The sequence below is a fragment of the Pseudomonas mucidolens genome (genome assembly GCF_900106045.1).
Taxonomy (GTDB): Bacteria; Pseudomonadota; Gammaproteobacteria; order Pseudomonadales; family Pseudomonadaceae; genus Aquipseudomonas; species Aquipseudomonas mucidolens.
On the sequence record NZ_LT629802.1, the window covers coordinates 5156904 to 5173205 of the forward strand.

At 60.3% G+C, this 16302-nt stretch carries 15 protein-coding genes; 9 read left to right on the plus strand and 6 right to left on the minus strand.

Translation table 11 applies throughout. The annotated features are described in order from the left end of the window. Positions 1-157 precede the first annotated feature (157 nt). Positions 158-1300, plus strand: coding sequence for an MFS transporter (locus BLU75_RS23685; RefSeq protein ID WP_084381278.1), 1143 nt, complete (start codon positions 158-160; stop codon positions 1298-1300). Here BLU75_RS23685 and BLU75_RS23690 read toward each other — a convergent pair. Both BLU75_RS23690 and BLU75_RS23695 read right to left on the minus strand, forming a co-directional pair. Further along, the gene (locus BLU75_RS23690) at positions 1297-2859 is read right to left on the minus strand and encodes a phospholipase D family protein (protein WP_084381279.1); all 1563 of its coding nucleotides are present in this window, start codon (positions 2857-2859) and stop codon (positions 1297-1299) included. The two genes, BLU75_RS23685 and BLU75_RS23690, sit on opposite strands and share 4 nt — an antisense overlap. 62 nt (positions 2860-2921) lie before the next feature. Next, positions 2922-4352 carry an aminotransferase-like domain-containing protein gene (locus tag BLU75_RS23695; protein WP_084381280.1) on the minus strand — a complete coding sequence of 477 codons (1431 nt, stop codon included), beginning with the start codon at positions 4350-4352 and terminating at the stop codon, positions 2922-2924. 166 nt (positions 4353-4518) lie between these two features. On the opposite strand from BLU75_RS23695, the gene BLU75_RS23700 reads away from it, so the two are divergent. Beyond that, on the plus strand, positions 4519-4752 hold the full coding sequence (locus BLU75_RS23700; protein ID WP_084381327.1) for a DUF1127 domain-containing protein: 234 nt from the start codon (positions 4519-4521) through the stop codon (positions 4750-4752). Position 4753: 1 nt separating this feature from the next. Here BLU75_RS23700 and BLU75_RS23705 read toward each other — a convergent pair whose 3' ends face one another. Then, entirely contained in the window at positions 4754-6046 is a 1293-nt protein-coding gene (locus tag BLU75_RS23705; protein WP_084381281.1) for an NAD(P)/FAD-dependent oxidoreductase, read from the minus strand. Between the two features lie 115 nt (positions 6047-6161). On the opposite strand from BLU75_RS23705, the gene BLU75_RS23710 reads away from it, so the two are divergent. Next, the gene (locus BLU75_RS23710) at positions 6162-6515 is read left to right on the plus strand and encodes a YkgJ family cysteine cluster protein (RefSeq protein WP_084381282.1); all 354 of its coding nucleotides are present in this window, start codon (positions 6162-6164) and stop codon (positions 6513-6515) included. A 34-nt stretch (positions 6516-6549) separates the two neighbouring features. Here the strand turns inward: BLU75_RS23710 and BLU75_RS23715 are convergent, their stop codons facing one another. After that, the gene (locus BLU75_RS23715; RefSeq protein ID WP_003206849.1) at positions 6550-7038 is read right to left on the minus strand and encodes an Lrp/AsnC ligand binding domain-containing protein; all 489 of its coding nucleotides are present in this window, start codon (positions 7036-7038) and stop codon (positions 6550-6552) included. Between the two features lie 156 nt (positions 7039-7194). Here BLU75_RS23715 and dadA point away from each other — a divergent pair, with 156 nt between their 5' ends. The 6 genes from dadA (at position 7195) to BLU75_RS23745 (ending at position 13290) form a co-directional block, all read left to right on the plus strand. Beyond that, on the plus strand, positions 7195-8496 hold the full coding sequence (gene dadA / locus BLU75_RS23720; RefSeq protein WP_084381283.1) for a D-amino acid dehydrogenase: 1302 nt from the start codon (positions 7195-7197) through the stop codon (positions 8494-8496). After that, positions 8468-8821, plus strand: a complete 354-nt coding sequence (locus BLU75_RS23725; RefSeq protein WP_084381284.1) for a RidA family protein — start codon at positions 8468-8470, stop codon at positions 8819-8821. Before dadA ends, BLU75_RS23725 begins: the two co-directional genes overlap by 29 nt. 78 nt (positions 8822-8899) lie before the next feature. Then, entirely contained in the window at positions 8900-9973 is a 1074-nt protein-coding gene (gene alr, locus BLU75_RS23730) for an alanine racemase (protein WP_084381285.1), read from the plus strand. 116 nt (positions 9974-10089) lie between these two features. Continuing rightward, entirely contained in the window at positions 10090-10638 is a 549-nt protein-coding gene (locus tag BLU75_RS23735) for a cupin domain-containing protein (RefSeq protein ID WP_084381286.1), read from the plus strand. 181 nt (positions 10639-10819) lie between these two features. Beyond that, positions 10820-11230, plus strand: a complete 411-nt coding sequence (locus BLU75_RS23740) for a c-type cytochrome (protein ID WP_084381287.1) — start codon at positions 10820-10822, stop codon at positions 11228-11230. Between the two features lie 137 nt (positions 11231-11367). Beyond that, complete coding sequence (locus tag BLU75_RS23745) at positions 11368-13290, plus strand: acetyl-CoA hydrolase/transferase C-terminal domain-containing protein (RefSeq protein ID WP_084381288.1); 1923 nt, start codon at positions 11368-11370, stop codon at positions 13288-13290. A gap of 129 nt (positions 13291-13419) precedes the next feature. Here BLU75_RS23745 and BLU75_RS23750 read toward each other — a convergent pair whose 3' ends face one another. Together BLU75_RS23750 and rep are read right to left on the minus strand one after the other, a co-directional pair. After that, entirely contained in the window at positions 13420-13992 is a 573-nt protein-coding gene (locus BLU75_RS23750; RefSeq protein ID WP_084381289.1) for a xanthine phosphoribosyltransferase, read from the minus strand. Positions 13993-14049: 57 nt separating this feature from the next. Further along, positions 14050-16059 (minus strand): DNA helicase Rep, encoded by a 2010-nt coding sequence (gene rep, locus BLU75_RS23755; RefSeq protein WP_084381290.1) that lies wholly within the window; start codon positions 16057-16059, stop codon positions 14050-14052. Between the last annotated feature and the right edge of the window lie 243 nt (positions 16060-16302).

The following is a 16302-nucleotide window of genomic DNA, read 5'->3' on the forward strand; positions in this document are numbered from 1 at the left end:
AGGGCTCAAGTCGTAGTCGATCCAATGTGGGAGCGGGCTTGCTCGCGAAGGCGGGGTTTCAGTCAGCACATGTATTGACTGACCCACCACCTTCGCGAGCAAACCCGCTCCCACACTGTTTTGTGTGATCTGGAAATAATCCACAGGAGCGTGGAGCATGCGTTGGGCGACTTACTTCGCCGTTCTTTCCTCAGTGCTGAGCGTCGGCCTGGCCTTGGGCGTGAGCATGCCGCTGGTGTCGCTGCGCCTCGAAAGCTGGGGTTATGGCAGCTTCGCCATCGGTGTGATGGCGGCGATGCCGGCCTTCGGCGTCTTGCTCGGGGCCAAGGTGTCCAGCCGCCTGGCTGCGCACCTCGGCACGGCGAATCTGATGCGCCTGTGTCTGTGGGCGGGGGCGATTTCCATCGGTTTGCTTGCGGTGCTGCCCAGCTATCCCGTGTGGCTGGCACTGCGGCTGATGATCGGGGTGATCCTGACCATTGTGTTCGTTCTGGGTGAGAGCTGGATCAACCAACTGGTGGTAGAGCAATGGCGTGGCCGCCTGGTGGCGCTGTATGGCTGCAGTTATGCCTTGAGCCAGCTGTCCGGCCCGTTGCTGCTGGGCGTCCTCGGCACCGGCAATGACCTTGGCTTCTGGGTCGGCGCGGGGTTGCTGATCGTCTCGCCGGTGCTGTTGCTCGGGCGTTCCGGTGCGCCGACTGCCGAGGCTTTCAGCGTGACGTTTGGCGACCTGTTGCGGTTCTGCCGGGGCTTGCCGGCGATTGCCTGGGCGGTGGCGTTGTTCGCGGCTTTCGAGGCGATGATTCTCACGTTGTTGCCGGTGTATTGCCTGCGGCAGGGTTTCACCGCCGAAATTGCCTTGGCAATGGTCAGTACCGTGGTAGTGGGTGATGCGTTGCTGCAATTACCGATAGGCGCGCTGGCGGATTACCTGCCCCGGCGCTCCTTGTTTCTCACCTGCGCGGTGTTGCTGCTGGCTTCCAGCCTGGCGATTCCATTGTTGTTGGATACGCTGCTGATCTGGCCAGTATGGGTGTTGTTCGGCGCCAGTGCCGGGGGGTTGTTCACCTTGTCGCTGATTCTGATCGGCGAGCGTTACCGCGACGACGCGCTGGTGCGGGCCAACGCCCATATCGCCCAGCTGTGGGGGATTGGCTGTCTGGTCGGGCCGCTGGTGGCGGGTGCCGGCAGTCAGTGGATCAGTGGGCACGCGTTGCCGTTACTGATGGCGGCGGGCGCTTTGGGCCTGGTGATTCTGTTGTTGCGCCAGGGCGCATTCGGCGCCGTGCAGCCGGCTTAAAGCATGCGCTCCAGCCCGACCGTGGTGGCAAACCAGGCATTGAAGCGGCGCCACCACGTGCCAGGCTCACGGGTCAGGGTGTGTAATTGGCCGTCATCCTCGGTGACCCATACCACGTGGCCCTCCTGCAATTTCGCTGCATAGCTCAAGGCTGGCGCCATGCCTTGCAGGGCCAGGTTGCGCACATGTTCGGCAAGTTCCGGGCTGTCCACCAGCACCCCGACTTCGGTGTTCCACAGTACCGAGCGCGGATCGAAGTTGAAGGAGCCGATAAACGATTTCTTTCGATCAAAGATCATTGCCTTGCTATGCAGGCTGGAGTCCGAACCCTGGAGTGAGCGACTGCCCAGCAGGTGCGGGCCACTGCCGCCGCCATCGCCTGGTTGGCGGCGCAGTTCGTAGAGTTTCACTCCGTGCTCAAGCAGCGCCTTGCGATACGGTGCGTAGCCGCCATGCACGGCCGGCACGTCGGTGGCTTCCAGGGCATTGGTCAGCAGGCTGACCGCCACGCCGGCGTCGGCCCGACCGGTCAGGTACAGCAAGCCGGGTTCGCCGGGAACGAAGTACGCTGAAATCATCATCAGCTCCTGGCTGACACCTTCCAGTTCGGGTCCCAACTGGGTGGTCAGCAACAGTTGCGGGTCGGGATCAGCCTTGGCCAGGACTTTGCTCGGCGCATCCCACAGCGCCTGGTTCCAGGCCCAGATCAGCTCGCGGCGCCAGAGATCCATGCGCGGCTGGGTCTGGTAGGTCCTCAGGCGGTTATACAGCACGTGGTTTTGCTGGCGGGACTGGGCAAGGGAGTCTTCCAGTTGCGCACGGACCACCGCCAAATCCTGCGAGGACTTGCTGGAGATGAATTGGCCGATGGGTTTGCTGAGCGCACTGTTCCAGTATTGATCGAAGCTGTGCCCCAGTTGCTCGGCCACCGGGCCGACGCTGAGCATGTCGATATCGGTGAAATTCAGGTTGGGCTCGGCATCAAAATACGCATCGCCCAGATTGCGCCCGCCGACAATCGCCACGCTGTTGTCGGCCAGCCACAATTTGTTGTGCATGCGCCGGTGTTGGCGCGACAGGTTGAACAGCCGGCCGATGGCGCGGGTCACGCCCGTGCTGCGGCCCAGATGCAGTGGATTGAACAAGCGAATCTGGATCTGCGGATGTGCGGCCAGGGTCGCGATGACCTGGTCGAGTCCGTCGCTGGTGGTGTCGTCCAGCAGGATGCGCACACGTACGCCCCGGTCGGCGGCCTTGAGCAACTCGTCCACCAGCATACGGGTGCTGATGCCGTCGTGGGCAATGTAGTACTGCAGGTCGAGGCTGGTCTGGGCGTTGCGAATCAGTTCGGCCCGGGCCATGAACGCTTCACTGCTATCGGACAGCAGGCGAAACCCTGAGCGACCTTGGTAAGGCGCGGCCTGGGCCTGGATCGAGCGGCCGAAGGAAGAAGCTGTCGCGGACAAAGCCTGGCTGGGCTCGCGTGGCGTGCTTAGGCTGGCGCAACCGCCCAGGCTCAGTAATCCCGACAGGAAAAACGCTAAAAGCCGCTGGCTCATCAAGTCTGTGGGTTCCGAATCAAGGCAGTTGTCGATATATGACGGCTATTTTGCGCGAAAGGTCAGTCCGCACCCTGTTCCTCGGCCAGCATGCGGGTCGCGACCGCGCCGACCTTGCGCACCGCCTCTTCAATCTGCGGCGTCAGCTTGGCAGCGTAGTTCATTCGCAGGCAATTACGGTATTTCCCGGAGGCGGAAAAAATACTGCCGACGGCAATCTGCACACCTTGCTCGAGCAGCGCGCGATTGAGCTTCAGGGTGTCAAAGCCCTCTGGCAGTTCGACCCACAGCAGGAAGCTGCCTTGAGGGCGACTGGCGCGGGTGCCGGCCGGGAAATAGCGGCTGACCCAGTCGAGCATCACGTCGCGATTACGCTGGTATTGGGTGCGCATCCGCCGTAAATGGGGTTCGAAATGTCCATTTTGCAGGAATTCGGCAATCGCGATCTGGGGTTGGGTGGCGGTCGAACCCGTGCTGATGTATTTCATGTGCAGCACCCGCTCCAGATAGCGGCCGGGGGCTACCCAACCGATCCGCAGGCCTGGGGCGAGGGTTTTCGAGAACGAACTGCAGAGCAGGACGCGACCGTCCTCGTCGAAGGATTTAATGGTGCGCGGACGAGGGTAGCTGTAGGCCAGTTCGCCATACACATCGTCTTCGATGACCGCCACGTCAAAGCGTTGGGCCAATGTCAGTAACGCGCGTTTACGGGCTTCCGGCATGATGTAGCCCAAGGGATTGTTGCAGTTGGGCGTGAGTTGAATGACCTTGATCGGCCATTGTTCCAGGGCCAGTTCCAGGGCTTCGAGACTGATGCCGGTCAGTGGATCGGTGGGAATCTCCAGGGCTTTCATGCCCAGGCCCTTGAGCGTCTGCATGGCGCCATGGAAGCTGGGTGAATCCACTGCGACAATATCGCCCGGTTCGCAAATTGCATGGATGCTGGCCGACAAGGCTTCGTGGCAGCCGGTGGTAATCACGATGTCCTGGGCGTCGAGCTGGCAGCCGGAATCCAAAGACAGTCGGGCAATTTGTTCGCGTAGTTCCATACAGCCGTAGATATTGTCGTAGTACAGGCCCGGCAGGTCCTGGCGTCGACTGACCCGCGCCAGGCTGCGGAGCAGGGGCTTGAGGGTCGGTGACAGTACATCGGGCATGCCTCGTCCCAGCTGTATGACATCTTTGCGCGGTACCGCGCGTATCAGCTCCAGCACCTGATCCCATTGGGAAATATCCACCGGCCGCTGCGCCGGACGCCCCACTGCGGGCAGGGCGGGCAGCTCGCGGCCTGCCGGGACGAAGTAGCCGGACTTGGGTCTTGGTGTCGCCAGGCCGTGGTCTTCCAGCACGCGATAGGCCTGCTGCACGGTACTCAGGCTGACCCCGTGCTCGATACTCAACGCCCGTACCGAGGGCAGCCGGTCGCCAGGGCGATAGAAGCCCTGTTCGATACGTGTGCCCAACAGTTCGGCGAGGTTGACGTAGAGAGTCATGGTGGTCGCTCCTGAGTGACCAGTACAGATAGAGCGAAAATACAGGATTCAGGGCAGGATAGGCAGTGTCTGTATGGATTTAATAACGGAAGGTTGAATCTGTAATGGTTTTGCGCAGCGGTTCATTCTGGTGACTCATCGCAACAGGCAAATGAGGGGCAGGATGATGAGCGGTTTGAACGATGTGCGGCTGGTGTTGCAGAGTCAGGAGCTGGAAGCCGGGCAGCAACGGACGACGGCGGGTCTGGCGCCCAGGGTGACCAGCGGCTGGTCACTGTTCTGGCGGCGGCGGCAAACCCGCAAGGCGTTGCTTGAACTGACCCAGGAGCAATTGCGCGATATTGGCCTGGATACCGAACAGGCGCGCCAGGAAGGTTTGAAACCGTTCTGGCGCGGCTGATTCAGAGCAGTTCTTTCAAGCGGTGCCAGAGCATGCCCAGTGCCAAGAGCGGCGAACGCAAGTGTTTGCCGCCGGGGAAGGTGATGTGCGGCACCTGGGCAAACAAATCGAAGCGTCCGCTTTGCTGGCCGCCGATGGCTTCCGCCAGCAGCTTGCCCGCCAGGTGAGTGGCGTTGAGGCCATGACCGGCGTAGGCCTGAGCGAAGTACACATTGGGCTGGTCCGCCAAACGACCAATCTGCGGCAGGCGGTTGGCGCCGATGCCGATCATGCCCCCCCACTGATAGTCGATTCTGGCGTCGGCCAGTTGCGGGAAGACTTGGAGCATCTTCGGTCGCATATAGGCGCCAATGTCCTTCGGGTCTCGCCCCGAATAATGGCAGGCGCCGCCGAACAGCAAGCGTCGGTCTGCCGAAAGCCGGAAGTAATCCACGGTCACCCGCTGGTCACACACCGCCATGTTCTGCGGCAGCAGGTCGGCGGCTTGCGCTTCGCTCAACGGCTCGGTGGCGATGATGTAGCTGCCGGCGGCCAGGACCTTGCCACTGAGGTGCGGGTTGAGGCCATTCAAGTAGGCATTGCACGCCAGCACCAGGGTGTTGGCGCGCACGCAGCCGTGGGCGGTGTGAATCTTGATTTCAGGGCCGTAGTCGATACGCAGTGCTTCTGACTGTTCAAACAGCTTCACCCCCAATTGCTGCGCCACGGCGGCCTCACCGAGGGCCAGGTTGAGCGGGTGCAAGTGGCCGGAGCCCATGTCGATCATGCCGCCGACGTAGCGGTCGGAGCCAATCACGCTGCGCATTTGCCCAGCTTGCAGCAGGCGCAGTTCATGGCGATAGCCCAAGCTGCGCAGTTCTTCGGCGTCGGCGGCCAGGCCTTCGAGGTCGCGGGGTTTGTTGGCCAGGTCGCAGTAGCCCCACCTCAGGTCGCAGTCGATCTGAAAGTCCTCGACCCGCTGGCGTACGATTTCCACGGCTTCCAGGCCCATCAGCTTCATCTCCCGCACGCCGTCGGCGCCGATCAGCTTGGCGAACTGGTCCAGGCCATGGCCGACGCCACGGATCAACTGCCCACCGTTGCGTCCGCTGGCCCCCCAACCGATCTTGCGGGCTTCCAGCAGCGCTACGCTAAAGCCTCGCTCGGCCAACTCCAGTGCGGTGTTGAGCCCAGAAAACCCGCCGCCGATCACGCACACATCGACCACCACCTCGCCCGTCAACGCCGGGTAATCGGGTTGAGGCAGGCTGCTGGCGGCGTAGTACGAAGCGGTGTGCCGGGCGCTGGCAGTCATGGGAAGCATCCGTGTCTGGAAAATTTGACGCAGGATACAGCGGTCGGACGATGCTGTCTCATCGTGGGTTTTTAAGGCAGAATTCACGCTTATTCGCCGTTCGGTATGTGGTTCGATGAGTTGCAACAGGCAAAAGATCAGCACGCTGCGTCGGCAGATTCCTTCATTCGAGTGTGTGCCGGGTTGCCATGACTGCTGTGGGCCGGTAACCACGTCCCCAGAGGAAATGTCGCGCCTGCCGCGCAAGACGGCGGCAGAGCAGGAAGCGGCCATGGACCAACTGAACTGCGTACACCTGGGGCCCGACGGCTGCACGGTGTATGACGAGCGACCGTTGATTTGCCGGCTGTTCGGCACCACACCCAGCTTGCCTTGCCCCAATGGCCGGCGTCCGGTGGAGCTGATCCATCCGCGGGTGGAAAAGCAGATCCATGACTACATGGCGAGCACCCGGCAGGTGTTGGTCTAGGCGGGATCTCGGCACTGTGCGGCGGGCCGCTGGCTCAATCCGGGATTGGCAGATTCAGACTTTCCTTCACCTCTTCCATCACGATATAGCTCTTGGACTCCCGCACATGGGGCAGCTTGAGCAAAATGTCGCCCAGCAATTTGCGGTACGAGGCCATCTCGGAAATCCGGGCCTTCACCAGATAATCGAAGTCCCCTGAGACCAGGTGGCATTCCAGCACATGGGGCAGTTTCAGTACGGCCCGTCGGAACTCTTCAAAGGTATCGCCGGATTTGTAGTCGAGGCTGATCTCGACGAACACCAGCAGACTACCCTTCAAGTGTTGCGGATTGAGTCGGGCGTTGTAGCCCATGATGATCCCCTCGCGCTCCAGGCGCCGGACGCGTTCGGTGCAGGGCGTGGTCGACAAGCCGACTTTCTCTCCCAGCTCGGTAAACGAAATCCGGCCGTCTGCCTGCAAGATGCGCAGGATATTGCGATCAATCTTGTCCAGCTCGCGCTTGGTCTGGGTGTTGGTTCGCATAGGGGATGCTCCTCCGTGGAACAGGTATTTGCCGAGAATTGTCGCCAAATATAGGCATTTATATAGTGAAATGCACTGGCGATTGCTTTTTATACTGCGGGCATCTTTGTGCTGAACAACAAACGTCAGCGGACAGGCCGTGATGAGGGTATAAAAATGCGCGTTTTGGTCTTGGGTAGCGGTGTCATTGGTGTGGCGAGTGCCTACTACTTGGCGCGGGCCGGTTTCGAGGTGGTCGTGGTCGACCGTCAGCCGGCGGTTGCCATGGAGACCAGCTTCGCCAACGCCGGCCAGGTCTCGCCAGGCTACGCTTCGCCATGGGCGGCCCCGGGTGTGCCGCTCAAAGCCATCAAATGGCTGCTGCAGCGGCATGCGCCCCTGGCTATCAAGGCCACCGCCGACATCGACCAATACCTGTGGATGGCGCAGATGCTGCGCAACTGCACCGCCAGCCGTTATGCGGTGAACAAGGAGCGCATGGTGCGCCTGTCCGAGTACAGCCGTGACTGCCTCGACGAACTGCGCAGCGAAACCGGCATCTCCTACGAAGGCCGCAGCCTGGGCACCACCCAACTGTTCCGCACCCAGGCCCAGTTGGATGGCGCCGCCAAGGACATCGCGGTGTTGCGCGAATCCGGCGTTCCTTTTGAACTGCTCGACCGTGCGGGTATTGCTCGCGTCGAGCCGGCCCTGGCCAGCGTCACCGGTATCCTGGCCGGTGCCTTGCGCCTGCCGAACGATCAGACAGGTGACTGCCAGATGTTCACCACGCGCCTGGCGGAAATGGCCATCCAGTTGGGCGTTGAATTCCGTTTCGAGCAGGATATCCAGCGCCTCGACTACGCGGGCGACCGTATCAACGGTGTGTGGATCGACGGCAAGCTGGAAACCGCCGACCGTTACGTGCTGGCGCTTGGCAGTTATTCGCCGCAGTTGCTCAAGCCGCTGGGGATCAAGGCACCGGTGTACCCGCTCAAGGGTTATTCGCTGACCGTGCCGATCACCAATGGTGCAATGGCACCGAACTCGACCATTCTGGATGAAACCTACAAGGTGGCGATCACCCGTTTCGACAACCGCATCCGTGTCGGCGGCATGGCTGAAATAGCCGGTTTTGACCTGTCGCTGAACCCGCGTCGGCGTGAAACCCTGGAGATGATCGTCAACGACCTTTATCCTCAGGGCGGTGATCTGTCCCAGGCCAGTTTCTGGACCGGGCTGCGGCCGACCACACCGGACGGCACCCCGATTGTCGGTGCTACGCCGTTCAAAAACCTGTTTTTGAACACCGGCCACGGTACCCTCGGTTGGACCATGGCCTGCGGCTCTGGCCGTCTGCTGGCGGATCTGATGGCGAAGAAAACCCCGCAAATCAGCGCCGAAGGCCTCGATATTTCCCGTTACGGCCAACCACAGGAGTCTGCAAAGCATGTCAATCCAGCGCCAGCTCACCAATGAGCGCATGAGCCAGATCGTTGTCCACAGCGGTACCGTGTACCTGGCAGGACAAGTCGGCGACGACCTGAGTGCCGGGATTGAACAGCAGACCCGCGAAACCCTGTCCAATATCGAGCGCCTGCTGAACCTGGCCGGTACCGACAAGACCCGTCTGCTCTCGGTGACGATCTACCTGAAAGACATCGACGCCGACTTTGCCGGAATGAACGCGGTATGGGACAAGTGGCTGCCAAAAGGTGTCGCCCCGGCCCGTGCCACGGTTGAGTCGAAACTGTGCGAACCGCAAATCCTGGTGGAACTGTCCGTCGTGGCAGCCCTGCCGTAAATACACGCCCTCTTGCGGCGCCGCTGTTGCAGTCGGCGCCGGTTTTTTCTTCCCCCAGCCGCCTAGAAGTCTGCCGTTATGCGCCCAGCCCGTGCCCTGATCGATCTTCAAGCCCTGCGCCACAACTACCAATTGGCGCGTCAACTTACGGGAGCCAAGGCGCTCGCCGTGATCAAGGCGGACGCCTATGGTCATGGTGCCGTGCGCGTGGCCCAGGCGTTGGAGGCCGAGGCTGACGGATTTGCCGTGGCGTGTATCGAGGAAGCGCTGGAGTTGCGGGCGGCGGGAATTGGCGGGCCGATCCTGCTGCTGGAAGGTTTTTTCGAGGCAGACGAACTGCCGTTGATCAACGAGCATGACTTCTGGTGCGTGGTGCATTCGCTGTGGCAGTTGGAGGCGATTGAGCACGCATCCCTGAGCAAGCCGCTTACGGTCTGGCTCAAACTGGACTCGGGCATGCACCGTGTCGGGCTGCACCCCAAGGATTATCACGACGCTTACCAGCGCCTGCTGGCCAGCGGCAAAGTGGCGAAGATTGTGTTGATGAGTCATTTTGCCCGCGCCGATGAGTTGGACTCCACGCGTAGCGATGAACAGGTTGCGGTGTTTGAAGCGGCGCGCCAGGGCCTGGTGGCCGAGGTCAGCCTGCGTAATTCGCCGTCGGTGATGGGCTGGCCGAGCGTGTCCAGCGATTGGGTGCGTCCGGGAATCATGCTCTACGGCGCCACGCCATTTGGCGAGAATCAGGCCATTGCCGCAGGTTTGCAGCCCGTGATGACCCTGGAGTCGAAAGTCATCTGCGTGCGCGAGCTGCCGGCCGGCGAACCGGTCGGTTATGGCGCTCGGTTCGTGACCGAGAAACCGATGCGCGTCGGCGTCGTCGCCATGGGCTATGCGGACGGTTATCCGCGTCACGCACCGACCGGCACGCCGGTGCTGGTTGCCGGTCAGCGGAGTCGGTTGCTGGGCCGGGTATCGATGGACATGCTGTGTATCGACCTGACCGATGTTCCGCAGGCGGGCCTTGGATCGACGGTCGAGTTATGGGGCAAAAACGTCCTCGCCAGCGATGTCGCCACGGCGGCCGACACCATCCCGTATCAGATTTTTTGCAATCTGCGCCGAGTACCACGCGTCTATTCCGGCACTTAGCCGCTGTCGACCAACGACGTTGGCCGGGATTCAGGTCAAAGTGTTGTAAATACTGAACGCTGTCGCCATGATAACGCTCAATTACAACAAAGCCTGAATCCTAGGAGGCTCCCGCATTGGACGTCGGCGAACGACTGCAATCCATCCGTAAACTGAAAGGTCTTTCCCAGCGTGAACTCGCCAAGCGTGCGGGCGTCACCAACAGCACCATTTCGATGATCGAGAAAAACAGTGTCAGCCCATCCATCAGTTCCTTGCGCAAGGTGCTGGGCGGCATTCCGATGTCCATGGTCGAATTCTTTTCCGAAGAAATCCTCCAGGAAAAACCGACCCAGATCGTCTATAAAGCCAATGAGCTGATCGATATCTCCGATGGCGCGGTGACCATGAAACTGGTGGGCCGGGCGCATCCCAGCCGGGCGATCGCGTTTCTCAACGAAATCTACCCGCCGGGTGCCGATACCGGTGATGAAATGCTCACCCACGAAGGCGAGGAGACCGGGATTTTGCTGGAAGGTCGCCTGGAGCTGGTGGTCGGTCTCGAAACTTTTGTGCTCGAAGCCGGCGATAGCTACTACTTTGAAAGCACCAAGCCTCACCGTTTCCGCAATCCGTTCGACGTGCCGGCGCGACTAATCAGCGCAGCCACGCCCGCGAACTTTTAGTAAAAGAGGCGCCCTGCCTACCTTGCAGAGGTGTCCGTAGCTGTATTCCGTCATGCTGAATCTCCCTTTGGACAATAGGGTTGTTTCAGCGGGACGGGCTAACCGTTATACTTTCGCCGCCTGCGAAACCGTGGCCGCAGGCGTGAATAGCCACCATGAGGGTGAACGCGTGAACCTAATTATGAAAATGCTGGCTGTACCAGCAACCGTATTGGCCCTTTGGGCTGTCAGCGCTCAGGCTGCGACCAATGATGAGATTGCCAAGCGCCTTGAACCCGTCGGCAAGGTCTGTGTTCAAGGCGAGGAGTGCAAGGGGATGGAAGTCGCGGTGACCGCGGGCGGCGGCGGCGCGAAAACGCCGGACGAGATCATTGCCAAGCATTGCAATGCCTGCCACAGCACCGGCCTGCTGGGTGCGCCGAAAATTGGCGACACCGCCGCGTGGAAAGAGCGCGCCGACCACCAGGGCGGCCTTGACGGCATCCTGGCCAAGGCCATCACCGGCATCAACGCCATGCCACCAAAAGGTACCTGCGCCGATTGCTCGGATGAAGACCTGATGGGCGCCATCAAGAAGATGTCCGGTTTGTAATTGACCGATCTTCGCTGAAAAAGCCGCTGACCAGCGGCTTTTTTGTGCCCGCGATTCATCTTCCAGGGCTGTTCATTGCAGCAAAGACCCGGCAATCTCGGTCCAAGCCCAATTCATGGAATGTTCGGGAGGGTCGGATGGTGCAGTTGTGTTCAATCGAGCAAGCGGTCGATGACGTACTGGAACGCTTGCCAGCGCATATACATCTGGGGATGCCCTTGGGGCTGGGCAAGCCGAACCTGTTTGCCAACGCGCTGTATCGGCGTATCGCCAAGCTTCCGGAGCGAACGCTGACCATTTACACCGCCCTGAGCCTGGGTCGTCCGCCCCTGGGCGATGGTTTGCAAAAGCGCTTTCTTCAGCCGTTTATCGAGCGGGTGTTCGGTGACTACCCCGAACTGGATTTTCTTGCCGACCTGCGCAACGACAGCCTGCCGGCCAACATCCATGTGCAACAGTTCTTCATGCAGCCCGGCAGTCTGCTCCACAGCGCCACGGCTCAGCAGGATTATGTCAGCAGCAACTACAGCCACGCCGCCCGGGATATCAACGCCGCCGGCTTGAACCTGGTGGCACAACTGGTGGCGAGCAGCAGCGAGCATCCGGACCGCCTGAGCTTGAGCTGTAACCCCGATATCACCCTTGATCTATTGCCAATGATCGCCAAGCGCCGCGAAGCCGGGGAAACGATTCTGGTGGTGGGGCAGGTCCATGATGATTTGCCCTACATGCCCGGCGATGCCGAGTTGGGCATGGATCAGTTCGATTTCCTGATCGATGAAAAGGACTGCACCACACTGTTTTCCACACCGAATATGCCGGTGGGGTTCCAGGATCACTTTATCGGCCTGCACGCCAGTACGTTGGTGCGCGACGGTGGCACCTTGCAGATCGGTATTGGCGCCATGGGCGACGCGCTGACCGCTGCACTGTTGGCTCGCCAGGCAGATAACGAAGGCTATCGGCAGTTGCTCAGCGACCTGGATGTGTACCAGTGGGCAGCGTTGATCAGCCGCGAAGGCGGGGTCGAGTCGTTCGCCCGTGGCCTGTACGGTTGCAGTGAGATGTTCGTCAACGGCTTGTTGGTGCTGGCCGACGCGGGGATCGTGCGGCGTAAGGTTTACCCGGATGTCGCGACCCAGGAGCAGGCCAATGCCGGCATGCTGGACGAGGCGGCGCAGCCGGACGGAATCTCGATACATGGCGGCTTCTTCCTCGGCCCGCGCAGCTTTTATGAACGGCTGCGGGACTTGCCACAGAACAAGCGCCTTGAATTCAATATGACTCGCATCAGCTACATCAACGAGTTGTATGGACAAGAGCAACTCAAGCGTTTGCAGCGCCTGGATGCACGGTTTATCAACAGTGCTTTTACCGTGACCCTGTTGGGCGCGGGCGTGGCGGATCAGTTGGAAGACGGGCGTGTGCTCAGCGGCGTGGGCGGACAGTACAATTTCGTTGTCCAGGGGCACGCCCTTGAGGGCGCGCGCTCGATCCTGATCCTGCGCAGCTGGCGCGAGTCGGGTGGTGAAGTCAGCTCCAATATTGTCTGGGAGTACGGGCATTGCACGATTCCGCGCCACCTGCGGGACATCGTGATTACCGAATACGGCATCGCCGACCTGCGCGGCCAGACCGACGCCAAGGTGATCGAGGCGCTGCTGAATATTACCGATTCGCGGTTTCAGCAAGGGTTGATTGAAAAGGCCCAGAAGGCCGGGAAACTGCCGAAGGATTTCCAGTTGGATCCGCGTTTTGCCGAGAACACGCCGCAGCGTTTGCAGGCAATCGAGGCGCGGCATCCGCGATTGTTCCCGGAGTATCCGTTGGGCAGTGACTTCACCGATGAAGAGAGGGATTTGTTGCGCGCATTGAACTGGCTCAAGAGCAAATTCAAGCTGACCGAAGTGCTCGAGCTGGGCAAGGCGGCGCTGGATGCCCCTGAGCCTGCGGCGTTTCCCGAGCATTTAAAGCGGATGGGCCTGGACCAGCCCGAGGGACTTAAAGAGGATCTGTATCAGCGCTTGCTACTCGCCGGCCTACAGGCCACTGCGCACTGACAGCCGCCCCCTTCGCTGTAGGAGCGAGCTTGCTCGCGAAGAACGCATAGGCACCGCGGGCTACCTGATAGCGCTGCGCTAGTGTGTGGTTCTTCGCGAACAAGCTCGCTCCTACAGAGGCGGTGGCGGTTATTCGATGAAGGTCACGACGCCACCGGCCAGCGATTTTACCCGTGCCAGGGACTCGACCCGGTAGCCTTGGGCATCCAGCTCCGCGCGGCCGCCCTGGAACGACTTCTCGATCACAATCCCCAGGCCCGCCACGGTCGCGCCAGCTTGCTTGATGATCGAAATCAGCGCCTGAGACGCCTTGCCGTTGGCCAGGAAGTCATCGATGACCAACACACGATCGCTGCTGGTCAGATGGCGTGGGGAGATCGCCACGGTGCTTTCGGTTTTCTTGGTGAACGAATACACCGTCGCTGACAGCAGGTTTTCCGTCAGGGTCAGGGATTGTTGCTTGCGGGCGAAGATCACCGGCACACCGAGGTTCAGGCCGGTCATGATCGCTGGCGCGATCCCCGACGCTTCGATGGTGACGATCTTGGTGATCCCCGAGTCCTTGAACAATGCGGCAAATTCGTCGCCGATCAGCTTCATCAGTGCCGGGTCGATCTGATGGTTCAGAAAGGCGTCGACCTTGAGTACGTGATCGGAAAGCACGATGCCTTCTTCGCGAATTTTCTTGTGCAGTGCTTCCACAAAGGCTTCCTCTGGTGGCGCAATGGGCGCCGAAAGTAGATTAAAAAGTAGTCGATTCTAGCGCTTTAACATCGCGCGTATATCCGCCAAGGCAGTATTGCCGCGAACGGCTTTCACTTCGGTCGGGGTGTCGTCATTGCCTTCCCAGGCCAGATCGTCCGGTGGCAGCTCATCAAGGAAGCGGCTGGGTGCACAATCGATGATTTCGCCGTATTGCTTGCGCTTGGCGGCAAAGGTGAAGGCCAGGGTCTGGCGTGCGCGGGTAATACCCACGTAGGCCAGGCGCCGCTCTTCTTCGATGGTGTCGGCTTCGATGCTCGAGCGGTGCGGAAGGATTTCCTCCTCCATGCCCATGATGAATACGTAGGGGAATTCCAGGCCCTTGGAGGCATGCAAGGTCATCATCTGCACGCCTTCGGCGCCGTCTTCCTCTTCCTGCTGGCGTTCGAGCATGTCGCGCAGGACCAGCTTGCCGATAGCGTCTTCGACGGTCATGTCGCCGTCTTCGTCTTTTTCCAGGGTGTTCTTCAGCGCTTCGATCAGGAACCAGACGTTGCCCATGCGGTAATCCGCGGCCTTGTCGCTGGAGCTGTTGGTGCGCAGCCAATTCTCATAGTCGATGTCCATGACCATGCTGCGCAGGGCGCTGATCGGGTCCTCGCCGGCACACTGCTCGCGCACCTTGTCCATGAAGCGCTTGAAGCGTGACAGGCGATCGGTGAAGCGCGTGTCCAGATGTTCGCCCAGGCCGATCTCGTCGGTGGCGGCGTACATCGAAATCTTGCGTTCGGTGGCGTAGTTGCCAAGCTTTTCCAGGGTCGTCGAACCGATCTCCCGGCGCGGTACGTTGATCACCCGCAGGAAGGCGTTGTCGTCATCCGGGTTAACGATCAGGCGGAAGTAGGCCATCAGGTCCTTTACTTCCTGGCGTCCGAAAAAACTGTTGCCGCCCGACAGGCGATACGGCACCTGGTGATGCTGCAACTTCAGCTCGATCAGCTTGGCCTGGTAGTTGCCGCGATACAGGATCGCAAAGTCGCTGTAGGGCCGATCCGTGCGCAAGTGCAGGCTGAGGATTTCCACGGCCACCCGTTCGGCTTCGGCGTCTTCGTTGCGGCAGCGGATCACGCGGATCTCGTCGCCGTGGCCCATTTCGCTCCACAGCTGTTTTTCAAATTCGTGAGGGTTATTGGAAATCAACACGTTGGCGCAACGCAGGATGCGGCTGGTGGAGCGGTAGTTCTGCTCCAGCATCACGACTTTCAGGGACGGATAGTCGTCCTTGAGCAACATCAGGTTTTCCGGGCGGGCGCCGCGCCAGGCGTAGATCGACTGGTCATCGTCGCCCACCACGGTGAACTGGTTGCGCGTGCCGATCAGCAACTTGACCAGCAGGTATTGGCTGGCGTTGGTGTCCTGGTATTCGTCCACCAACAGATAGCGGACTTTGTTCTGCCACTTTTCGAGGATGTCGGTGTGCTCCTGGAACAGCTTCACCGGCAACAGGATCAGGTCGTCGAAGTCCACCGCATTGAACGCCTTGAGCGTGCGCTGGTAATGGGTGTAGACGATGGCGGCCGTCTGTTCCTTGGGATTGCGTGCGTTTTCCAGGGCTTCGGGCGGCAGGATCAGATCATTTTTCCAGGCGCCGATCATGTTCTTGATCTCGTCGACGCCGTCGTCGCCTGCGTATTCCTTCTGCATGATGTCGGTCATCAGGGCCTTGACATCGGTTTCGTCAAAAATCGAGAAACCCGGCTTGTAGCCCAGCCGCAGATGCTCCTTGCGGATGATGTTCAGCCCCAGGTTGTGGAAAGTACACACGGTGAGGCCACGGCCTTCGCCACCCTTGAGCAGGGTACCGACACGCTCTTTCATTTCCCGCGCCGCCTTGTTGGTAAAGGTCATGGCGACGATGTACTGGGCGCGGATGCCGCAATTCTGGATCAGGTGCGCGATCTTGCGGGTGATCACACTGGTCTTGCCGGAGCCTGCGCCGGCGAGCACCAATAGAGGGCCGCCGACGTAGTTCACGGCTTCTTGCTGCCGGGGATTGAGTCGGGACATACGAGATTTTGGGGGTCATTGAGCAAAAAGGGCGAGCATTTTAACAGGCTGGCAGGATTCTGCTGCCTCTGTACGACGGTGTGACGTACCGCTTGATCTAAATTTGCCGCTTTTGTCACTTTGCCGCAGGATGTGCCAGGTATTTGGGACTATTGTTCAAGAACCGCACTGCGCGTATCTGATAACCAATATCATTGGTCATTGTCAGGCTGCACGTCATAATGCCCGCCGCCAACGAACTTT

Coding starts and splice junctions, on each gene's coding strand:
- BLU75_RS23685 (WP_084381278.1), top strand. CDS start 158: ATGCGTTGGGCGACTTACTTCGCCGTTCTTTCCTCAGTGCTGAGCGTC.
- BLU75_RS23690 (WP_084381279.1), bottom strand. CDS start 2,859: ATGAGCCAGCGGCTTTTAGCGTTTTTCCTGTCGGGATTACTGAGCCTG.
- BLU75_RS23695 (WP_084381280.1), bottom strand. CDS start 4,352: ATGACTCTCTACGTCAACCTCGCCGAACTGTTGGGCACACGTATCGAA.
- BLU75_RS23700 (WP_084381327.1), top strand. CDS start 4,519: ATGAGCGGTTTGAACGATGTGCGGCTGGTGTTGCAGAGTCAGGAGCTG.
- BLU75_RS23705 (WP_084381281.1), bottom strand. CDS start 6,046: ATGACTGCCAGCGCCCGGCACACCGCTTCGTACTACGCCGCCAGCAGC.
- BLU75_RS23710 (WP_084381282.1), top strand. CDS start 6,162: ATGAGTTGCAACAGGCAAAAGATCAGCACGCTGCGTCGGCAGATTCCT.
- BLU75_RS23715 (WP_003206849.1), bottom strand. CDS start 7,038: ATGCGAACCAACACCCAGACCAAGCGCGAGCTGGACAAGATTGATCGC.
- dadA (WP_084381283.1), top strand. CDS start 7,195: ATGCGCGTTTTGGTCTTGGGTAGCGGTGTCATTGGTGTGGCGAGTGCC.
- BLU75_RS23725 (WP_084381284.1), top strand. CDS start 8,468: ATGTCAATCCAGCGCCAGCTCACCAATGAGCGCATGAGCCAGATCGTT.
- alr (WP_084381285.1), top strand. CDS start 8,900: ATGCGCCCAGCCCGTGCCCTGATCGATCTTCAAGCCCTGCGCCACAAC.
- BLU75_RS23740 (WP_084381287.1), top strand. CDS start 10,820: ATGAAAATGCTGGCTGTACCAGCAACCGTATTGGCCCTTTGGGCTGTC.
- BLU75_RS23745 (WP_084381288.1), top strand. CDS start 11,368: ATGGTGCAGTTGTGTTCAATCGAGCAAGCGGTCGATGACGTACTGGAA.
- rep (WP_084381290.1), bottom strand. CDS start 16,059: ATGTCCCGACTCAATCCCCGGCAGCAAGAAGCCGTGAACTACGTCGGC.